The organism is Rheinheimera nanhaiensis E407-8 (genome assembly GCF_000296695.1).
GTDB classification, from domain to species: domain Bacteria; phylum Pseudomonadota; class Gammaproteobacteria; order Enterobacterales; family Alteromonadaceae; genus Alishewanella; species Alishewanella nanhaiensis.
Window position 1 is genome coordinate 119,257 of the sequence record NZ_BAFK01000002.1, and the last position, 19,550, is coordinate 138,806.

The 19,550-nt window shown below is 52.9% G+C and carries 20 protein-coding genes; 7 read left to right on the forward strand and 13 right to left on the reverse strand.

Annotation, left to right across the window (positions count from 1 at the left end):
• The first annotated feature begins 1 nt into the window (after nucleotide 1).
• Nucleotides 2-3,067 carry an error-prone DNA polymerase gene (locus tag RNAN_RS02160; RefSeq protein ID WP_008218312.1) on the forward strand — a complete coding sequence of 1,022 codons (3,066 nt, stop codon included), beginning with the start codon at nucleotides 2-4 and terminating at the stop codon, nucleotides 3,065-3,067.
• A gap of 15 nt (nucleotides 3,068-3,082) precedes the next feature.
• On the forward strand, nucleotides 3,083-3,628 hold the full coding sequence (locus RNAN_RS02165; protein ID WP_008218315.1) for a hydrolase: 546 nt from the start codon (nucleotides 3,083-3,085) through the stop codon (nucleotides 3,626-3,628).
• Here RNAN_RS02165 and RNAN_RS02170 read toward each other — a convergent pair.
• The 6 genes from RNAN_RS02170 to RNAN_RS02195 all read right to left on the reverse strand — a co-directional run bounded on the left by RNAN_RS02170 (nucleotide 3,625) and on the right by RNAN_RS02195 (nucleotide 7,973).
• Nucleotides 3,625-4,428, reverse strand: coding sequence for a S1/P1 nuclease (locus tag RNAN_RS02170; RefSeq protein WP_008218317.1), 804 nt, complete (start codon nucleotides 4,426-4,428; stop codon nucleotides 3,625-3,627). The genes RNAN_RS02165 and RNAN_RS02170 overlap by 4 nt on opposite strands.
• Before the next feature lie 2 nt (nucleotides 4,429-4,430).
• The gene (locus tag RNAN_RS02175; protein ID WP_040551523.1) at nucleotides 4,431-5,267 is read right to left on the reverse strand and encodes a 23S rRNA (adenine(2030)-N(6))-methyltransferase RlmJ; all 837 of its coding nucleotides are present in this window, start codon (nucleotides 5,265-5,267) and stop codon (nucleotides 4,431-4,433) included.
• Nucleotides 5,268-5,370: 103 nt separating this feature from the next.
• The gene (locus RNAN_RS02180) at nucleotides 5,371-6,474 is read right to left on the reverse strand and encodes a tetratricopeptide repeat protein (RefSeq protein WP_008218321.1); all 1,104 of its coding nucleotides are present in this window, start codon (nucleotides 6,472-6,474) and stop codon (nucleotides 5,371-5,373) included.
• Entirely contained in the window at nucleotides 6,471-7,148 is a 678-nt protein-coding gene (locus RNAN_RS02185) for a hypothetical protein (RefSeq protein ID WP_008218323.1), read from the reverse strand. The genes RNAN_RS02180 and RNAN_RS02185 overlap by 4 nt, the downstream gene beginning before the upstream one ends.
• On the reverse strand, nucleotides 7,127-7,666 hold the full coding sequence (locus RNAN_RS02190; RefSeq protein ID WP_008218326.1) for a hypothetical protein: 540 nt from the start codon (nucleotides 7,664-7,666) through the stop codon (nucleotides 7,127-7,129). The genes RNAN_RS02185 and RNAN_RS02190 overlap by 22 nt, the downstream gene beginning before the upstream one ends.
• Nucleotides 7,656-7,973 (reverse strand): peptidoglycan-binding domain-containing protein, encoded by a 318-nt coding sequence (locus RNAN_RS02195; protein ID WP_008218329.1) that lies wholly within the window; start codon nucleotides 7,971-7,973, stop codon nucleotides 7,656-7,658. Before RNAN_RS02195 ends, RNAN_RS02190 begins: the two co-directional genes overlap by 11 nt.
• A 223-nt stretch (nucleotides 7,974-8,196) precedes the next feature.
• Here RNAN_RS02195 and RNAN_RS02200 point away from each other — a divergent pair, with 223 nt between their 5' ends.
• From RNAN_RS02200 to RNAN_RS02215, 4 genes are all read left to right on the forward strand, one after another.
• Nucleotides 8,197-9,069 carry a tRNA/rRNA methyltransferase gene (locus RNAN_RS02200; RefSeq protein ID WP_008218334.1) on the forward strand — a complete coding sequence of 291 codons (873 nt, stop codon included), beginning with the start codon at nucleotides 8,197-8,199 and terminating at the stop codon, nucleotides 9,067-9,069.
• 244 nt (nucleotides 9,070-9,313) lie between these two features.
• Nucleotides 9,314-9,919 carry a DUF2589 domain-containing protein gene (locus RNAN_RS02205; protein ID WP_008218338.1) on the forward strand — a complete coding sequence of 202 codons (606 nt, stop codon included), beginning with the start codon at nucleotides 9,314-9,316 and terminating at the stop codon, nucleotides 9,917-9,919.
• 67 nt (nucleotides 9,920-9,986) lie between these two features.
• Nucleotides 9,987-10,691, forward strand: a complete 705-nt coding sequence (locus tag RNAN_RS02210) for a hypothetical protein (protein WP_008218339.1) — start codon at nucleotides 9,987-9,989, stop codon at nucleotides 10,689-10,691.
• Nucleotides 10,692-10,696: 5 nt separating this feature from the next.
• A complete protein-coding gene (locus tag RNAN_RS02215; protein WP_008218340.1) occupies nucleotides 10,697-11,251 on the forward strand; it encodes a hypothetical protein in 555 nt (184 codons plus the stop codon).
• On the opposite strand, the gene RNAN_RS02220 is transcribed toward RNAN_RS02215, so the two are convergent.
• The 7 genes from RNAN_RS02220 to metK all read right to left on the reverse strand — a co-directional run bounded on the left by RNAN_RS02220 (nucleotide 11,229) and on the right by metK (nucleotide 17,216).
• Complete coding sequence (locus RNAN_RS02220; protein ID WP_008218342.1) at nucleotides 11,229-11,492, reverse strand: DUF1653 domain-containing protein; 264 nt, start codon at nucleotides 11,490-11,492, stop codon at nucleotides 11,229-11,231. The two genes, RNAN_RS02215 and RNAN_RS02220, sit on opposite strands and share 23 nt — an antisense overlap.
• The gene (gene ruvX / locus RNAN_RS02225) at nucleotides 11,479-11,892 is read right to left on the reverse strand and encodes a Holliday junction resolvase RuvX (RefSeq protein WP_008218344.1); all 414 of its coding nucleotides are present in this window, start codon (nucleotides 11,890-11,892) and stop codon (nucleotides 11,479-11,481) included. Before ruvX ends, RNAN_RS02220 begins: the two co-directional genes overlap by 14 nt.
• Nucleotides 11,892-12,449 carry a YqgE/AlgH family protein gene (locus RNAN_RS02230; protein ID WP_008218346.1) on the reverse strand — a complete coding sequence of 186 codons (558 nt, stop codon included), beginning with the start codon at nucleotides 12,447-12,449 and terminating at the stop codon, nucleotides 11,892-11,894. The genes ruvX and RNAN_RS02230 overlap by 1 nt, the downstream gene beginning before the upstream one ends.
• A gap of 24 nt (nucleotides 12,450-12,473) precedes the next feature.
• Nucleotides 12,474-13,436, reverse strand: coding sequence for a glutathione synthase (gene gshB / locus RNAN_RS02235; protein ID WP_008218349.1), 963 nt, complete (start codon nucleotides 13,434-13,436; stop codon nucleotides 12,474-12,476).
• 9 nt (nucleotides 13,437-13,445) lie between these two features.
• Nucleotides 13,446-14,174 carry a 16S rRNA (uracil(1498)-N(3))-methyltransferase gene (rsmE, locus tag RNAN_RS02240; protein WP_148275632.1) on the reverse strand — a complete coding sequence of 243 codons (729 nt, stop codon included), beginning with the start codon at nucleotides 14,172-14,174 and terminating at the stop codon, nucleotides 13,446-13,448.
• A 119-nt stretch (nucleotides 14,175-14,293) separates the two neighbouring features.
• Complete coding sequence (locus RNAN_RS02245; RefSeq protein ID WP_008218353.1) at nucleotides 14,294-15,877, reverse strand: AbgT family transporter; 1,584 nt, start codon at nucleotides 15,875-15,877, stop codon at nucleotides 14,294-14,296.
• A 190-nt stretch (nucleotides 15,878-16,067) separates the two neighbouring features.
• Nucleotides 16,068-17,216, reverse strand: a complete 1,149-nt coding sequence (gene metK / locus RNAN_RS02250) for a methionine adenosyltransferase (protein WP_008218354.1) — start codon at nucleotides 17,214-17,216, stop codon at nucleotides 16,068-16,070.
• Between the two features lie 335 nt (nucleotides 17,217-17,551).
• Between metK and tkt the strand changes: the two genes are divergently transcribed.
• Nucleotides 17,552-19,549: a transketolase gene (gene tkt / locus RNAN_RS02255; protein WP_008218356.1), complete on the forward strand. Its 1,998-nt coding sequence runs from the start codon at nucleotides 17,552-17,554 to the stop codon at nucleotides 19,547-19,549.
• The last annotated feature ends 1 nt before the right edge of the window (nucleotide 19,550 follow it).

Sequence of the window (19,550 nt, forward strand, 5' to 3'; positions counted from 1 at the left end):
CATGGCCTACGCAGAGCTGTTTTGTCAAAGCCACTTTAGTTTTTTACAGGGCGCATCCAGCCCGCAGGAGCTGGTGCAGCAAGCCGCTGCGCTGGGGTACAGCGCGCTGGCACTGACCGATGAGTGCTCGGTGGCCGGCGTGGTGCGCGCCTACCGTGAAATTAACGAGCTTAAGCTTAACCTTAAGCTGATTGTCGGCAGTTATTTTCAGCTCGACAGGCTACAGCTGGTGCTGCTGTGCCCGGATAAAACCGCCTACAGTGAGCTGTGCCGTATTATTACCAATGCCCGCCGGCGCAGCAGCAAAGGCCAGTATCAGCTAACGCCATGGGATCTGATGTCGGTGAAACACTGTTTGCTGCTGTGGCTGCCCTCGGGCGAGCCTGACAGCGACCAGCACTGGCTGGCCTGGCTGCAAAAATATCACACTGAGCGCTTGTGGTTAGCGCTGCGGCGTGAGCTTAGCCATAACGAACCGGCTTTTAGCGCTTATTGTCTGGCGCTGGCGGCCCGGCATCAGCTAAGTGTAGTGGCCTGCGGTGCTGTGTTGATGCACAGCCCCGGCCGGCTGGCACTGCAGCACTGTTTAACCGCCATTAAAGCCGGTATGCCGCTGGCACAACTGGGCCGGCAGCTACTGAGTAATGCCGAGCGTGCACTGCGGCCGCTGAGCAAGCTGTCACGCTTATTTACCGCTGAGCAGCTGGCGCAAACGGCATTAATTGCCGCGCGCTGCAGCTTTAATTTGAAAGAGCTGAAATACCAATACCCCAGTGAGCTGGTGCCGGTAGGAGAAACGCCTGCCAGTTATCTGGCAAAGCTGGTGGCCGAGGGCGCGCAGCAGCGCTTTAACCGGCAGGTGCCCACAAAAGTACAGGCGCTGATTGATAAAGAGCTAACACTTATCGCTGAGCTGGGCTACGAGTACTTTTTCCTCACCATTTATGATTTGGTATGCTTTGCCAAAAGCCGCGGTATTTTGTATCAGGGCCGCGGCTCAGCAGCCAATTCGGTGGTGTGTTACTGCTTGTTTATCACCGCTGTTGATCCGGCCAAAGTTGAGGTGCTGTTTGAGCGCTTTTTATCCAAAGAGCGCCGGGAGCCGCCGGATATTGATGTCGATTTTGAGCACGAGCGGCGTGAAGAAGTGATCCAGTATCTGTACCAGAAATACGGCCGCGAGCGGGCGGCACTGGCCGCTACCGTAATTAGCTACCGCTTTAAAAGTGCCTTTCGGGATGTGGGGAAAGCGCTGGGGCTGCCGCTTAATCAGCTGGAGTTTTTGCTAAAGCATATTCAGCGGCGCGACCCTGCTGTTAGCTGGCAGCAGCAGTTAAATAGCCTGGGGCTAAATAGCCATTCGCAGCTCACCCAGCAACTTATCAGCCTGGTGGAGCAGTTACGTGGCTTTCCGCGCCATTTATCGCAGCATGTCGGTGGCTTTGTTATCTCCAGCGGGCCTTTGTACGAACTGGTGCCACTGGAAAACGCCGCTATGGCCGGCCGTACTGTGATCCAGTGGGATAAGGATGATTTAGAAACACTGGAGCTGTTAAAAGTCGATGTGCTGGCGCTTGGCATGTTAACCGCCATTGGTAAGTGTTTTGCGCTGGTAAAACAGCATTTTCAGCAAGAGCTGAGCGTGGCCGGTATTTGTGGCAAGGGCGATGATGCCAGCGTGTACCAGATGATGCAGCAGGCAGACACCATCGGCGTGTTTCAGATTGAATCACGCGCTCAGATGAGCATGCTGCCAAGGCTGAAACCCAACTGTTACTACGATTTAGTGGTGCAAATTGCCATAGTACGGCCTGGCCCGATTCAGGGCGATATGGTGCACCCTTATTTAAAGCGGCGCGATGGTATAGAAGCGGTGAGCTATCCGTCTGAGGCAGTAAAAGGGGTGCTGGGACGCACCCTGGGCGTGCCGATTTTTCAGGAGCAGGTAATAGCACTGGCGATGGTAGCAGCCGGTTTTAGCGGCGGTGAGGCCGACCAGCTACGCCGGGCTATGGCCAGCTGGAAGAAAACCGGCGAGCTGTTGCAGTTTAAACATAAGCTGATTGACGGTATGCAAAGTCGCGGTTATCCGCTTGACTATGCCGGGCGTATTTACCAGCAAATTTGCGGCTTTGGTGAGTATGGTTTTCCCGAGTCGCATTCGGCCAGTTTTGCCGTGCTGGCCTATGTGTCTGCCTGGCTTAAGTATTATTACCCGGCGGCGTTTTGCGCGGCTTTATTAAACAGCCAGCCGATGGGATTTTACTCGCCCTCGCAATTGTTGCAGGATGCGCGCCGCCATGGTGTCACTGTGCTGCCATTGTGTGTTAACCACAGCCAGTGGCTGTATAGCCTTGAGCAGCAGGGCAAAGCTATCCGGCTGGGGTTAAAGCAAATTAAAGGCCTAAGCCAGGCGGGCGCAGAAAGGCTGCTAACTAAGCGCCCGGCTAATGGCTATCGCAGCCTGGCTGAGCTAAAACAATTAGGGCTAAGCCGCGCCGATTTACAGGCGCTGGCCAGTGCCAATGCGCTAAAGGCGTTAAGTGGTGACCGCTATAACAGCCGCTGGCAACTGCTGGATCAGCAGCACAGCCTGCCGCTGTTTGCTGCAGTGACAGAGCCGCAAACCGCTTATCTGGCCCCACCGGACCAGCTGGCCAATGTGCTGGAAGATTACGCCGCCACCGGGCTTAGTCTGGAGCAGCACCCGCTGGCCTTGCTGCGCCGCGCCAATAAATTGCCACGCAGCAAGCAGGTGGCAGAGCTTAGCAGTGTCAGGCACAACAGCCCGGTGCGGCTAAGTGGCCTGGTCACCTTACGCCAGCGGCCCGGTACCGCAGCGGGGGTAACCTTTATGTCACTGGAAGATGAAACCGGTACCGCCAATGTGCTGGTGTGGCTGGCCACTGCTCAGGCGCAGCAGCAGGCGTTTTTAACCTCGACCATTTTGCAGGTCGATGGCATTTTGCAGCGCGAAGGCGAGGTAGTGCATATTATCGCCGGTAAGCTGGTTGACTTATCGCCACTTTTGGCTGAACTTAGTTTAGCCGCGCGGCATTTTCACTGAAGCAAAGGGGCTTGTATGCTAGTTAATCCAGCGCAGAGTCAGGTGTTATTGATTGATATTCAGCAAAAGCTGGCACCGGCTATTTTCGATGGCAAAGCGGTAGAGCAGGCGGCGGCCTGGGTGCTGCAGGTAGCGTTACAGCTGGATATCCCGCTATGGGCCACCGAGCAATACCCGCAGGGGCTTGGGCCGACGGTGCCGGCGTTAGCGGAGTTAATTCCACCCGGGCGGGTGCTGCAGAAAATGCACTTTAGCGCCTTAAGAGAGCCGCTGATTGTCAGTAACCTGGCCTGTACCGAGCGTAAACAGGTGATCGTGCTGGGCACGGAAACCCACGTCTGTGTGCTGCAGTCGGTGCTGGATTTACTGCAACTGGGCTATCAGGTGTTTGTGGTAGTCGAGGCGGTGGGCTCGCGCAGCGAGCAAAATAAGCAGCTGGCGCTTAGCCGTATGCAGCAGTGCGGCGCTTATATTATCAGCAAAGAAATGCTGGCGTTTGAGTGGTTAGAGCGCTGCGGCACCGACACCTTTCGCCAAATTAGCAAAGGCTGGATCCGTTAACCTGCAGCAGCTTTATCAGCCAACAGCCGCTCAAGCAACATGGCCAAACGCACTGCAGCTTGCATCAGGCGCTGTTCCAGCACTGGCTGATACTGCGCCACATAGTCGGCCTCTATCAGCATGCCGGGTTTATAGTCACGATAAATTGCCTGGGTTATTTTGGCCGACTCATTGGCCCAGGCGAGTATGTCTGTTTGTTGCCACTGTGCCTTAAGCGGCTGGCCCTGTTCGCTGTTAAGCAGGTTTAACAGCGCGCCAGCCCTGGCGGCATCGTCTTCATAGCCCAACTGCTGTAGCATGGCAAAATCCCACACCCCGTGCAGGTTATTCGGCTGGCCAAAAAAATACACTGCAGTGCGGTTGCCGCCTAAGTCATCGGCAAAGCTGACATGCAGCGGCTGGTGTAAATCGGCAATAAAGTGGGCTAAAAACAGCAGCGCCTGCCAGTCGTTATGATCTTGCTTAAGGCGCTGTTGCATAGTGTCAATGGCAGACAAAATACAGCCCTGCGCCGGGCAATCTGCCGGTGTCACTTCGTGTTTGTCGCGGGCAAAATTGACAAAGTGCAGCGGCGCACTCCAGTGAAATCCGGGCTGTGAGCGCACCTCATCAGGCCAGACACAAGCGCTGGCAAAATAGGTATAACCGGCCTTGTTGGTTAAGGTGTCCAGTTGCTGGCGGCTGCTGGCGCTAACCAGCTGATACGCCATATCACACACCAGCTGATGGCCTGTAGCACCAAATGCCAGCGCCTGTGCCGGGCTGAGTAGCAGCAGGGTTACCAAAATAAACTTGTGCATTTTTACTCGGCCACCAGTTGATGCACGCTAAAGTCGCCCTGCGGACTTAGTAGCGGGCTAAGCTCGGTGAGTGCTGTGCGCATGGTATCGGCCAGTGTGTAGGGCGGGTTAACCACCAGCATGCCGCTGCCGGTCATGCCAAAACCGCTGCTGTCGGGCAGCGGGCAATATTCAATGCGCAGCATATCTTTAATGCCGGTGCCCACTAAGGCGCTGATAAAAGCTTCTACCGCTGCGCGTTCTATTACCGGGTACCAGATAGCATAAGTGGCTTGCGGAAAACGGCTGTAGGCCAGGCTCAGGCCGTGCACGACATCCTGATATTCGGTTTTCAGCTCGTAGGGTGGGTCTATCAGCACCAGGCCACGCTTATGCAGCGGTGGTAGCATGGCTTTAAAGCCGGCCCAGGCATCCATGTTTTCAATGCGGCTATGGCGGCGGCGTACAAACTGGCTGGCCAGAATAGGGTAGTCGCTTGGGTGCAGCTCGCTGGCCTGGATGCTGTCAGTTGCGCGCAGCATCAGCGCGGCAATTTTTGGTGAGCCGGGGTAAAACGCCAGTTCGCCATCCGGGTTTAATTGCTTTACCAGTTCAATATAATGCTGCAGCACCGGGCTTTGCGCCTGATACTGCCACAGTTTGCCAATACCGGTCTGATACTCGCTGGTTTTTTGCGCCTGTTCACCCAGCAAGCTGTATAAGCCGGCGCCGGCATGGCTGTCGTGGTAGCAAAAGGGTTTATCTTTTTGCAGCAGGTAGTCCAGAATTGCCACCTGCACCAGATGTTTAATAACATCGGCATGGTTGCCGGCATGAAAACTGTGACGGTAACTCAGCATAAAGGGTCCTGTTGCGGCAAATTTAAAGGCCGCCAGCATACTGCGCGAGCAAAAAATTACAAGTGTTGTTGCAATCTGCGCCGCGTATTTTCGCGCGCTCAGCTTAGCCGCTGCTGCCCCGGCACTGCAGCAAGCGGTCAAAGGCCAGCAGCCAGTCGTCATCGGTGTCAAACAGAAAACGTTTATCCGCTAATGTCTGGGTTATTTCTGCAGCAGGGCGTGCCGCGAGCAGCATGGCGGTTAGCTGGTAACGGGCGGCACCGGCGTCGTAGGGGGCCAGCGCGGCGGCGGTGTTAATATCGGCTAAGCCATTGCCGCCCTGGCGAAATTGCGCCATGCCGCGCAGCAGGTAGGCGTCAATTTTAAGCGGAACCCGTGTTACCGGGTTAGCTATCACCCGGCTAAAACTGCTATGCGCAGCCTGCCAGTCACCACGAAACAGTTGCAACAGGCCGCCGGCCATATCGGCAAATTCAGAGTTTTTCGCGGAAATTTTTGGCAAAGATACATAGCCTTCCACGCCCTGACTGCGCAATTTGGTTGGTGCATTATTTAAATGACGGTTGAACTCGAGAAACTGCAAATCGTCACCGGTGTGACCGATCACCTGTGTCGTGTTTAATGCTGCTGTGATTGGCAAGCCTTTTACGGCGCGGAATTTTTTTACCACATCATCATCCAGCACTATACCGGCCATATGATAACGCCGCCGCGGCAGCGGTGTGTACAGGCTGTGCTGTTGGCAGCGCAGCGGCCAAAGTTCGAGATGTTGTTTGCGGTAATCACAGGGCAGGCGGCTATTGCTGCTGCAGCCCGGATAAGCAGCCTGATAACGCGGCAGCAGTACTTCAACCTCTACCACTACGTTGCTGCCAAAGCGTTGCGTGCTGCCCAGCACCACCATTTGTGCCAGCAGTTTTGCCTGCTGCGCAGTGCGAATAGCGACATCTTGTTGCGTCAGGCTCAGGCTGTCGGGGCTCCATTTAATTATGCCGCGGCCAAAATCCAGCTTGTCAGGGTTGTCTGGCCAGGGCGCTTTGCGGCTGGTCTGGGCCAGCTGCAACGACAGCACAGTGCTGACATTGCGCCCCAAAGTGGTATCGCCGCCAAAGGCCGGAAAAAACACCGTGATCTGATCAGGATTCTGCTGTGCCGATACCGGCAGCAGGCTGCAAAGCAGGCAGATAGCGCTAAGCAGTTGCTTCATCTGTTGCACTCCGCTTTCAGCGCCAGAATGCTTTGCTCAATTTTTTGCTCCAGCTCGCCTCCCAGCTGCGGTTGCTGTGTACTAATGGCTTTGGCGCGCTTTAAGGCTTCACTGAGCAGGGCAATAATAGCGGTAAATTTGTTGCACCCGACATCCGGCTGGTTAGCAATGGCATACAAAATGGCTACCGAATGGCTATCGAAGGTGGTGTCAAAATAATTGCCGGTTAGTGGCAGCTCGATATCGATCATTTCCTGCGCCACGGCGGGTTTTAGCTTACCCCAATACAAGGTAGTGCGAATGCTGGGCACATCAGCCTGCACATCGACAACACCGGTCAGCAGTGCCAGGGCGCCGACGTCATGCCAGTAACGCTGGCGCAGCTGTAAATTACCAATCAGTTCCGACGGGCGGCGCAATTGATTATTGTCGCCGGTTACCGGCACAATTCTGATGGCTTTTAGTACCGGTAATGCCTCGCCCAGTGCCAGCTCATCAGACAAACGTGGCATTTTCTCTTCCAGCACGTAACGAAAATCTTCAAACAGTGCCGCCCGCTGCTCTGTGGTGGTTAAACCATACTGAAACAGATGCAGATCCGCGCGCTGCTGTGCAGCGGCTGCCGCAGAACATAACAGTAGCGACAGATAAATTAAGCCGGCGGGCAGGTGCATGTCAGCTCCTGAGAAGACGGTTTTTGTGCAAAAGAGACGCTGTGTAAGCGGATTTTTATCCGGCAGTCTGCGCTCTGACGCAACGAAAACGGCACCAGGCCGCCAGGGCTGATGGTGTCGATAGTGCTGAGTATGATGGCGCGGGTGTCACCACCGTTAACCAGTTTATCGGCAACCTCCAGCCGGATTTGCAGTGGCTGGTACTCGCCGCTGCTGCTAAATTCTGCATGGCTTAGTATGGCGGCGCGGTTGCCCAAATTACTGGCAAATAACTCTACTTGTTTGGTATCACAGCGGGTTAGTGTAAATTGCAAATCTGATGCTTTAGGCGCTAACCTGTCGTAAACAAAGGTAAAGGCCAGTGTACAAATGGGCACCAATGCAATCAGGCCACTGAGTACATTACCGGACAGCCAGCGATACAGCGGATGTTGGTATTCGCCACAGGTGGTGCATTTTTTCGCTGCGACGGGCAGCGAATGTCCGCATACCCGGCAGCTTGTCAGATCATTGCTCAAAGCCTAAGGCCTCAAGTAAGGCTGCGCTTATCTGGCCATCCACTGGCAGATTGTTTTGCTGCTGATAGTCGCTTATCGCCTGTCGGGTGCGCGGGCCGATAATACCGTCTGCCTTACCGGCGTCAAACCCAAGGCTGTTAAGCTTTTCCTGTACCGCGCGGATCAGGTTTTCTGGCCACTGGTTATTATCGGCGGGGCGGTGCAGCAATTCGCCTGCTGACGCCGGAGTGGCAGCGGCAAACGCCAGTATCACAGCAAAAAGACCTTTTAGCAGGCTGCGTTTAGAGTGCGAATGAACAGTTGGCATAGTGCTTCCTCCACAGAATTAAACAAATGTAGGAGCCTGGAGCATTAAATGGTGACATCGGTAAACTGCACACGCCATTGCCTGCTCAGTATAGCCAGCCTTAGCAAGAGTGCCACCGCCACAGCACCTGGCCGGAAAAAGCATAAGTAATGTTGCAAGTGAGCTGGTAAAATCAGCGCCATTATTGATATTTCACCGCGCGGCGGTGTCAGCAGGATATGTTATGTCACAGCACAACAGTAAAAGCGCAAAGGCGGCTAAGCCATTACACAAGCCCTGGGCCAAGGGCGCCAATGCGAAAAACGCCAGGCCGGCAGCTAAACCGCAGGTAAAAACCGGCAGCGTTAAGCCGCAGCGCGCGGTACTGGATGATGAAAGTAAAGTTTATGGTGAAAATGCCTGCCGAGTATTGTTTACCCAACGGCCCGATGCGCTGATCAGGCTCTATGTGTCTGCGCACATGGCCGCGAAATTTGCCGATGTTATGAAATACCTGGCGGCAGCTAAAAAAGCCTATCATATTGTTGATGATGCCGAGCTGGAAAAAGTCGCGGCCAGCCAGCATCACGGTGGCGTGGTGCTGCTGGTTAAGCGTAAGCCTATTCAGACATTAGCCCGGTATTTGCAGCAGGACAGTCGTAAACGGCAAGACTGCCTGCTGGCGTTAGATGGCGTTGGCAACCCACACAATTTAGGTGCAATAACCCGCAGCTGTGCTCACTTTGGTGTTGGTGGCATTATTATGAAACAGCCTGAATTGCTGCAGTCGGGCGCGGCGCTGCGTACTGCTGAGGGCGGTGGCGAGTTTGTTGAGGGCTTAAGCTGCGATAATCTGCCACTGGCATTAAAGCTGTGCAAGGATGCCGGTTATACGCTGATCACCACCTCCAGCCATGGCGGCAGCTCGTTGTATCAAACCAAATTACCCGCCAAGGTGGTGATTGTATTTGGTGAAGAGATGTTTGGCGTGTCGCAAAATGTGGCAAAAAACGCCGATATCGCGCTGCAAATACCAGGCTCCGGCAAGGTTGAGTCGCTGAATGTCAGCGTAGCGGCCAGCCTGATCTTAGGCGAATGGTATCGCCAGCAGCTGTGACTTTTCTGCGATGTCCACGCGACTGCAACAGTTGCGTTTTTGTCAGAACAATATCAGCTAAACCTCACGAAATTCCCTGTTTTGGTGCTGGTTATTCCTGCGCTTGCAGCTAGGCTTTATCTCACTGCCGGGCTGGTGCTGATGTACCGTCTGTAGTAGCTGTGGTAAACAGCCGGCGAAAATGAAGTCGGCGGCAACCGAAAAGCCTTAACAGAGTAGGTACAGCTAACAGGGAGTACTTGTCATGCCAAATCTGGTGCAGGAACTTAACAGTTTAGATTTTAGTGTCTATATCGGTGGCCCTATGCAGGCCGCTGTACAAGCTCAGCATGCCGCGTCTATGTCGCAGGTCAGCTTTATTCAGGCGGTGGGTTTTGAAGAAAATGGTGGCAATAAAACACTGCGCTATGTCGACTTTGAATTTAAAAAGTCGGTCCCTAACCCGCATTTTGGTAAGTCTGCCCAGCAGTTACAGGATGAAGGCTTACCCGCCAATGCCGGGGACAACCAGTTTGATCAGCAAGATGTGGCCATTAAGGTGCCGTTTTTAACCATGCTAACCATACCGGCGCTGCGGATTGAAGAGCTGACAATTGATTTTCATGCCAAGCTTACGTCCACGGAAACGGCGAATGTATCCAGTGAGTTTGCTGCCAGTGCAGAGCTTGGCATCAACTATAAAATCGTCAACTTTAAAGCATCGGCGTCGTATAAGCGCTCGTCTACCCGCGGTGTCAGCGTGGAAAAAACCTACAACCTGGGGGTTAAAGTGACCGCCTTAAATGACGAAATTCCGGCCGGGTTAGACCGCATTCTGACGATGCTTGAAGACAGTATTGTCAGTGCCTGAGTTGTTTTGATGCTGGTAAGGCTGGCAGCGCAAGGCTGTCAGCCGGCTTTTTTACAGGGACATTAAGATGCCGAATTTAAACGAATACTTAGGCAGTATTATCAGCAGTATTACCAATGCCAGAGTGATGGCCGACATTCAGACGGTAAAAGTGGCGGAAGAATATGCCAAACATGACTTACTTAAGCATTTTGCCGTACCGCATATGCGGGTGGGAGATGTTGAGTTGACGATACCGGTAGCGCTGGATGCACTGACAGAAAAAACCGAAACTCAATACCAACCCATTGATAACACGAAATTTAATAGTCTGATGTATAAAGAGCTGACCAACAGTCTGGGGCGTACCAGCCTGCCGTCCAAAGCGTCTAAAGCCCTGCGCGCCGTGCTGGTGGAGCAAACCCATAACCTGGAACAGGCACTGCGGATGCAGCAGGATATGGCACCGGTGACCGAGTACAGCCAGCAAGCGGTAAGGCAGCTGGTGCAGCTGGCCGATGAGTATCAGCTGGTCAGCCGGGAATCTCTGCCTAAGCTTAATATTGAACAGATAACATCGCGGCTGGTGGCGGCGGCAACGCAGGAAATAAAAGTATTAAGCCAGCGCAAAGTGATAGAAAATTTAAATGTGATAGCCGAGTCACATAAATTGCGGGAAGAAAAGCCGGAAAACATTATCTATATCAAACTGAAAATCTCAGAAGATGGCATGGAATGGCAGCAGATGGAAAGCAGTGATGGCCAGATCAGTCGTCGGTTACTGCCGGAATAAGTCTTATGCAAAAATCCATTGTGCATCTGGTGAATGAACTCAGCCGCCTGTTACTGGCGTTTTCGCCTCTGGTCAGCCAGTTTGAACGTAAGCAGCCGCAGGCGTTGGCATCGTTACTAAGCTGGTTGGCTGAAGCCGAGCAATTGCTTAGCAGCTATGGTTTGGTGGCCAGTGCAGAGCTGGCTGGCCAGCGCAGCAAACTGAGTGCGCCGGCACTGAGTAATGAGCATCGCGGCCAGCTGCGTAAGCAACAGCTCAGAGTGGCGGTAGATATTTTGTATCCGCTACAGCAATGTTTGCAGCAGGTTTTGTTACCCTATCAGCAGAAATTACAGCAAAGCACAGATTTAATTCGGCATTTGCTTAGTGTGATAAGCCAAAGTGGTGCGCTAAGCTATAACCCTGCTGCCGGTTTTGACAGCTTTGTGCAGCAATTGTGGCAGCTGATTGGCCAGCATGAGCAGCTAAAGGCGGGGGCGGTACAACTGCGTACTTGGTTGGCGCAGGCAGATATTATGCTGCTGCTGGCACAGGAGACTAACCCGGCGGATTTTCCATAACACCCGGTGGCAGGGTGTTACCAATATACTGAAAACGCGGTAACAGCTCGCCGGCAATTTCAACGTTTTCGGTAAACATGTTAAGTGGCCGTGCCCACAGACCGTAATCGCCGTACAAGGCGCGGTAAATTACCAGCCACTCTTCTGTTTCACTGTGGCGGGCGCAATCAATTACCTGATAATAAGCGCCTTTGTAATGCTGATAATAGCCCGCCTCCAGCGGTGGTTTACTGTTGTTCATACCAGCTCTCAAAAATAATCTTCGCCGACAGGCTGTCTACCTTGTCCTTGGCCAGGTTACGATAGCCCCCTTGCGCAAACAGCATGCTGCGTGCTTCGGTGGTGGTCAGGCGCTCGTCATGCAGTACTACCGGCAGGCCAAAGCGGCCATGCAGGCGGTTGGCAAATTTACGGGTGCGGGCGGTAAACGGCTGCTCAGTGCCGTCCATATTTAGCGGTAAACCGACCAGTAACAACTGCGGCTGCCATTCTTTGATCAACTTTTCTATTAAGGCCCAGTCAGGGGTACCGTCCTGGGCTTTTAACGCGCTTAATAACGAGGCGGTGCCGGTAAGCTCCTGGCCTACCGCCACGCCAATACTTTTGGTGCCGTAATCGAAGGTTAAAATGGTGCGACTCATCAGGCGTGTCCGGCCTCGTTGGTCAGTTGCCACGGCTTAATACCCATTTTGGCGGTGGCGCTTTGCCACTTTTCGGCGTGGGTCAAATCAAAAATAATGCTGCTGTCAGCCGGGATCACTAACCAGGAGTTGTCGGCGATCTCCTGCTCCAACTGGCCGGCCGTCCAACCGGCGTAGCCCAGCGCCAGTATAAACTTGTCCGGTGCGCGCTCGGTGGTTAAATCAAACAGTATGTCTTTTGATGTCGTCACCATCAGCTCGTCACTGAGCGCCATACTGCTGCCATAACCGGCTTTGGCGGTATGCAGCACAAAGCCTCTGTCGTGTTGCACCGGCCCGCCGGCACAGACGTGGGCCTGGGCAGCCGGGCTTTGTGTGTCAAATTCAATTTCCAGTTGTTTTAGTAAATCCGCCACCTTAACTTCCAGCGGATGGTTTATGACTATGCCCATCGCACCTTCTTCATTGTGCTCGCAAATATAGGTGACGCTGCGTTTAAACAGCGGGTCGTCCAGCGCTGGCATAGCAATTAAAAAATGATTCTGAAAATTCTGCATAGTGACCTCGGTACATCTGGGTTGTCACTGGCGGGCTGCCAGCAGCTGTTCAATCTCATCAAATAACATGGCGGTAATACTGATTGGAAACGCCGCTTCAATTTCGCGGATACAGGTTGGGCTGGTAACATTAATTTCGGTCAGCTTGTCACCAATGACATCTAGCCCGACAAACACTAAGCCTTTGGCTTTTAACGTTGGCGCTACCGCATTGGCAATGGCCCAGTCGCTGTCTGACAGGGGGCGGGCCTCGCCGCGGCCACCGGCCGCTAAGTTACCGCGGGTTTCGCCACTGGCCGGAATGCGTGCTAAGCAGTATGGCACAGGTTTGCCGTTTACCACCAAAATACGTTTGTCGCCGTCGCTAATTTGCGGAATAAAGCGCTGCGCCATCGCATAGCGGCTGCCATGCTCAGTGAGGGTTTCAATGATCACGCTGACATTGGCATCATTGGGTTTTAAGCGAAAAATAGAGGCGCCACCCATACCGTCCAGCGGTTTTAAGATCACGTCCTGCTCGGCCTGATAAAAAGCTTTTAGCCTAGCAGGGTCGCGGCTGACCAGGGTTTTCGGCGTAAATTGGCTAAACCAGCTGGTGTACAGCTTTTCGTTAGCATCGCGCAGGCTTTGCGGCTTGTTCACAATTAACGTACCTTCATCTTCAGCCCGCTCTAACATGTAGGTGGCGTAGATGTACTCGGTATCAAACGGCGGATCTTTGCGCATTAAAATGACATTAAGCTCGCTTAACGCTATATCCTGTGTGGCGCCGAACTGATACCAATTAGCCGGATCTTGCTGCACGGTTAACCGCTTGGTGCTGGCTCTGGCCTGGCCTTCCAGCAAGTACAGATCAGCCATTTCCATATAATGTATTTCGTAACCACGTTGCTGCGCCTGCAGCAGCATGGCGAAGCTGGAGTCTTTTTTGATATTGATGGCGCTTATCGGGTCCATCACTATGCCAAGCTTAATCGGTGTTTGCATGCGTTATCCTCAGGCCAGATCGCCAAATTGTAGTTGCAATGCACTGATCGCGGTAAGGGCAGCGGTTTCGGTGCGCAGCACACGTGGCCCCAGCTGAATACCGGTAAAACCGGCGGCTGTGGTTTGCGCCATTTCCTGCTCGCTAAAGCCACCCTCAGGGCCAATTACCAGGCGGATCTGTGTATTGGGTATTAACGTCTTAATGGTGTCTTTTGCCCACGGATGCAAGGTCAGCTTTAATGCTTTTGTTTGCTGCGCCAGCCAGTTATCCAGTGTAATGGCCGGGTGTACAGTCGGCACTCTGCTGCGGCCGCTTTGCTCACAAGCACTGATGGCGATTTTCTGCCACTGCTCGTTGCGTTTAGTCAGCCGCTCGCCGTCCAGCTTAACGCCGCAGCGCTCGGTAAACAGCGGGGTAATTTCCGTTACGCCAAGCTCAACCGCTTTTTGAATGGCAAAATCCATTCTGTCGCCTCGCGATATACCCTGACCTAAGTGAATGCTAAGCGGCGATTCGACCGGGTTGTCGTGTTTGGCCGTGGTGATAACCCAAACCCGTTTTTTATCGCTATTGCTGATGTTGGCGCTGTAGTTAAAACCATCGCCATTAAATAGTTGCAGCTCGCTGCCGTTAGGCATACGCAGCACGCGGCCAACATGGTTGGCGGCATCTTCATCGAGTTGAAATTCGCTATTAAGCGCTATAGCGCCGCTGTGGTAAATCCGGGGAATACGCATAGCTTGATCGCACAAAGAAAACATGTCGCTATGGTAGCAGGCTGCCTGGTTTAGCAACAGAAAAAACAAACCCTGCCTAGGCAGGGTTTGACACAGTAGCATTTGACACAGCAGGGTACTTAGTTAGCCGCAGGGTAGCTGTAGCTTGAACCTAAACCCAGCGGAATATCCAGCGCCCAGAAACCCAGCAGGAAGGCGGTCCATAATACCAGCATCACCACAGAGTAAGGCAGCATCAGCGCGACCAGGGTGCCGATACCGCTGTTTTTCACATACTTCTGGCAGAACACTACTATCAGCGGAAAGTACGGCAGTAAAGGCGTGATGATATTGGTAGATGAATCACCTACGCGGTAAGCTGCTTGGGTTAAGTCGGGTGAAATACCCAGCTCCATCAGCATAGGCACCATAATAGCGCCAATCAGTGCCCATTTGGCTGAGGCAGAGCCTACTACTAAATTGACCAGACCCGACAGGAACACTATGCCAACCAGTGTCATGCCAAGTGGCAGGCCCATTTCTTTTAATGCGTTAGCACCTTTGAGTGCCAGTAATACGCCTAAATTTGACTGGCTAAACGCATATAAAAACAGCGCACAGAAGAACGCCATAACAATGTAGTAGCCCATGCCACTCATGGCATGGCTCATGCCTTTTACCACATCACGATGGTTTTGCACTGAACCTGACACATAGCCATATACAATACCCGGCACCAGGAAGAAGATAAAAATAATACTGACAATAGACTTCATTAACGGCGCAGCGGCAGTAAGCAGTGGGTTGACACCGGGCAATACCTGCTCGGGTTTAGCTGCCCAGGGCGTAACATCTGGTACAACTATGGTCAGCACTAAAATGGCGGTAACCGCCAGCATAGAAAAACCTGCCGCCCTTAAACCACGCACTTCGTTTGGTTTAAGTGCATCCATGGTGACCATTTGCGAGGTGTCGCCATCAACTTTGGTGCCTTTTAAGCGCGGCTCGATCACTTTATCGGTCAGCACCCAACCAATAATCACAATCAGGAAGGTGGAGGCCGTGGTGAAAATGTAGTTATTCAGCGGGTTTACCGTAACGCTCGGGTCTAAAATTTGTGCCGAAGTTTGCGTTAACCCTGCCAGTAACGGATCTAAACTGGACGGTAGGAAAAAGGTTGCCGAGAAGCCACCGGATACACCGGCAAAGGCAGCGGCAATACCCGCCAGCGGATGACGCCCGGCAGCGTAAAATATCACTGCACCTAAGGGCACCACCAACACATAGCCGGCATCTACCGCAACATGACTTAGCACGCCTACAGCAATCAGCACCGGTGTTAACAGCATTTTGGGCGTAACGCTTAAGATTGAGCGTAAGCCGGCGTTAATAAAACCGGTGTATTCTGCTACACCCAGGCCCAGCATGGCGACCAACACTACACCCAAGGGCGGAAAGGTGACAAAGGTATTAACGATGCTGGAGGTAAAGTTGGTCAGTGCTTCACCAGAGAGTAAATTAACAATTTGTATTTGCTGGCCAGAGCGCGGGTCCAGCTCGGTAAACGTGACACCGGAGAGCAGCCAGGAGATAACCCAGACCACAACCATTAATAAAGCAAACAGTACCGCAGGGTCGGGCAGTTTATTACCGACCACCTCAATGGTATTTAGCGCACGGTTAAGCCAGCCGGTTCTTTCGGCAGTGGCAGTTTGTTCAGACATAGTGGTTCCTTTCTTATAGTTTTAAAGCGCTGTGCAAGGCAACACAGGACCCTGGTATTTTTACAACGGCTTATCATACACAAAAAGTGCCGGATGATAAGGCTAAACTGCGGTTTATCCGGTAAGGCGATTAAAATAGCGGCTGAAAAAAAGGAGAGCCGGGCTCTCCTTTTCTGACATCTAACCAGCGTTACTTGGCGTACTGGCGCAGTAACTCGGCTTTGTCGGTTTGCTCCCACGGGAACTCGATACGGCCAAAGTGACCATAAGCTGCCGTTGGCTGATAAATGGGCCGCTCTAACTTTAACATTTCAATTAAGCCGTACGGGCGTAAATCGAAGTGCTCGCGTACCAGTTTAATCAGCTCGTCTTCGGTCAGCTTACTGGTACCAAAGGTTTCCAGGCTGATAGAGGTTGGTTCAGCGACGCCGATAGCATAAGACACCTGCAGCTCACAGCGGTCTGCCAGGCCAGCTGCCACGATATTTTTTGCTACATAACGGGCAGCGTAAGCGGCTGAGCGGTCCACTTTCGATGGATCTTTACCAGAGAAGGCACCACCGCCATGGCGGGCCATACCGCCATAAGTATCAACGATAATTTTACGGCCAGTTAAGCCGCAGTCGCCCATAGGGCCGCCGATAACAAAGCGGCCGGTAGGGTTAATAAAGAATTTGGTTTTGCTGGTTAACCATTCAGCCGGCAGCACTGGTTTAATGATGGTTTCCATTACCGCTTCACGTAAATCAGCCGTGCTGATGGTGTCGCAGTGCTGGGTAGACAGTACTACCGCATCAATGCCCACAGGTTTGCCATCTTCGTAGATAAAGCTTAACTGTGATTTGGCATCCGGGCGTAACCAGGGCAGGGTACCGTCTTTACGCACCTGCGCCTGACGCTGCACCAGGCGGTGTGAATAAGTAATAGGTGCTGGCATTAACACGTCAGTTTCGTTACTGGCGTAACCGAACATCAGGCCCTGATCGCCGGCGCCTTGCTCTTTCGGATCGGCTTTATCTACGCCCTGATTAATGTCAGGTGACTGCTTACCGATGGCATTTAATACCGCACAAGAGTCGGCGTCGAAGCCCATATCGGAGTGGGTATAGCCAATTTCACGTACGGTTTTACGGGTAATTTCTTCAATATCTACCCAGGCTGAGGTAGTAATTTCACCACCGACCAGCACCATACCGGTTTTTACGAAGGTTTCGCACGCAACACGGGCTTTGGGATCTTGTTCCAGGATTGCATCCAGTACGGCGTCTGAAATCTGATCGGCGATTTTATCCGGATGACCTTCCGATACCGACTCAGAGGTAAAAATGTGTTGTGCCATCTGTTGTATTCCAAAAATAAGGTTAATGCAGTTAAGTTCACAGCCAGTAAGTACACCAGCATGAACTCAAAAAAATAGGCGGCTATTCTAGAGAAAGCGTTAACACTTTGCCAGAAAAATCTGCCACCCAGACGTCTTTAATGCTATTTTAACGGCAATAATACGCTAAGCGGCGCGCTTGGATTAGTGGTGGGTAAAATTCTTTTTTTACCACCGATTAAAATTTGCCATCTGGCAGGGGCTCTGGGAAAATAGCGCGCCATGCCGCCTTGAGCAATCAGCTTTTATAATAAGTCGCTTCGCCAAACAGAAGCCGCCTACAGTCAGGAGTGAAGATGCCATCTCGTAAACAACTCGCTAATGCGATCCGTGCGTTAAGTATGGATGCGGTGCAAAAAGCCAAATCAGGACACCCGGGCGCCCCTATGGGCATGGCAGATATTGCCGAAGTGTTATGGCGCGATTTCCTCAAGCACAATCCGCAAGATCCGAGCTGGCCAAACCGCGACCGCTTTATCTTATCTAATGGTCACGGCTCGATGTTGTTATATTCACTATTGCACTTAAGCGGTTATGAGCTGAGCATTGACGATGTAAAGCAGTTCAGGCAGTTGCACTCAAAAACGCCGGGCCACCCGGAGTATGGTTATGCACCGGGCGTAGAAACCACCACAGGCCCACTGGGCCAGGGCATTACCAACGCCGTGGGTATGGCGATTGCTGAAAAAGCACTGGCGGCACAATTTAACCAGCCGGGCTTTGAGATTGTTGACCATCATACCTATGTGTTTTTAGGTGATGGCTGTTTAATGGAAGGCATTTCACACGAAGCGTGCTCGCTGGCTGGCACCCTGGGTCTGGGTAAGTTAATTGCGTTTTGGGATGATAACGGCATTTCCATTGACGGCCATGTTGAAGGCTGGTTTACCGATAATACCCCGGCCCGGTTTGAAGCCTACGGTTGGCATGTCATTAGTAATGTTGATGGCCATGATGCAGCTGCGGTAGAAGCGGCAATTAAACAAGCCAAGGCCGAAACCGGTAAACCCACGCTGATTTGCTGTCGCACTGTAATAGGCTACGGCGCGCCAAATAAAGGTGGCAGCCATGATTGCCACGGTGCACCGCTGGGCGATGCTGAAATCGCTGCCGCCCGTGAGTATTTGCAGTGGCCGCATGCACCTTTTGATATTCCAGCCGATATTTATGCCGACTGGGATGCCAAAGCCAAAGGCGGCGAAGCACAGCAAAGCTGGCAGCAACTGTTTGCCCGTTACAGCGCCGCGCACCCAGAGCTAGCGGCCGAGTTTAGCCGTCGTGTCGCCGGTCAGTTGCCTGAGGGCTGGGCGGTACAATCACAAGCCTATATTGAGCAGCTGCAGGCCAACCCGGCAACGATTGCTACCCGTAAGGCGTCGCAAAATGCCCTGAATGCCTTTGGTCCGCTGTTGCCAGAGTTTATCGGCGGCTCGGCTGATTTAGCCGGCTCTAACCTGACTATCTGGTCGGGCTCTAAACCGCTTACTGCGCAAGATGCCAGCGGTAACTACATTTATTACGGTGTGCGTGAATTTGGTATGTCGGCCATTATGAACGGCATAGCGCTACACGGCGGCTTTGTACCCTACGGTGCGACCTTCTTAATGTTTATGGAATACGCCCGTAATGCGGTGCGTATGGCAGCCTTGATGAAGCAGCGCGTTATCTTTGTTTACACCCACGACTCTATTGGTTTGGGTGAAGATGGCCCAACCCATCAGCCGGTGGAGCAGCTGGCAGCGCTGCGCGCCACGCCAAACTTGATGAACTGGCGTCCTTGTGATCAGGTTGAATCAGCCATTGCCTGGCAGGCCGCGATTGAGCGTACCGAAGGCCCAACCACGCTGATTTTTACCCGGCAAAACCTGGTACAGCAAACGCGCGATGCTAAGCAACTGGCTGACGTGAAACGCGGCGGTTATATCTTACGTGATTGCGCCGGCACGCCAGAGCTTATTTTTATTGCTACCGGTTCAGAGGTTGAGCTGGCCATGCAGGCGGCTACAAAGCTTACGGCAGAGGGTAAAGCGGTGCGGGTGGTATCTATGCCATCAACCGATGTGTTTGAGCAGCAGGATGCCAACTACCGTGAGGCGGTATTGCCCTCTGCTGTGACTAAACGGGTAGCGGTAGAAGCGGGTATTACCGATTGTTGGTATAAATACGTGGGTTTAACCGGCAAAATTATCGGCATGACCAGCTTTGGTGAGTCGGCGCCGGCTGAGCAGTTATTTGAACACTTTGGTATTACGGCCGACAAGGTGCTGCAGGCTGCGCGTGAGCTTCTGGCATAAG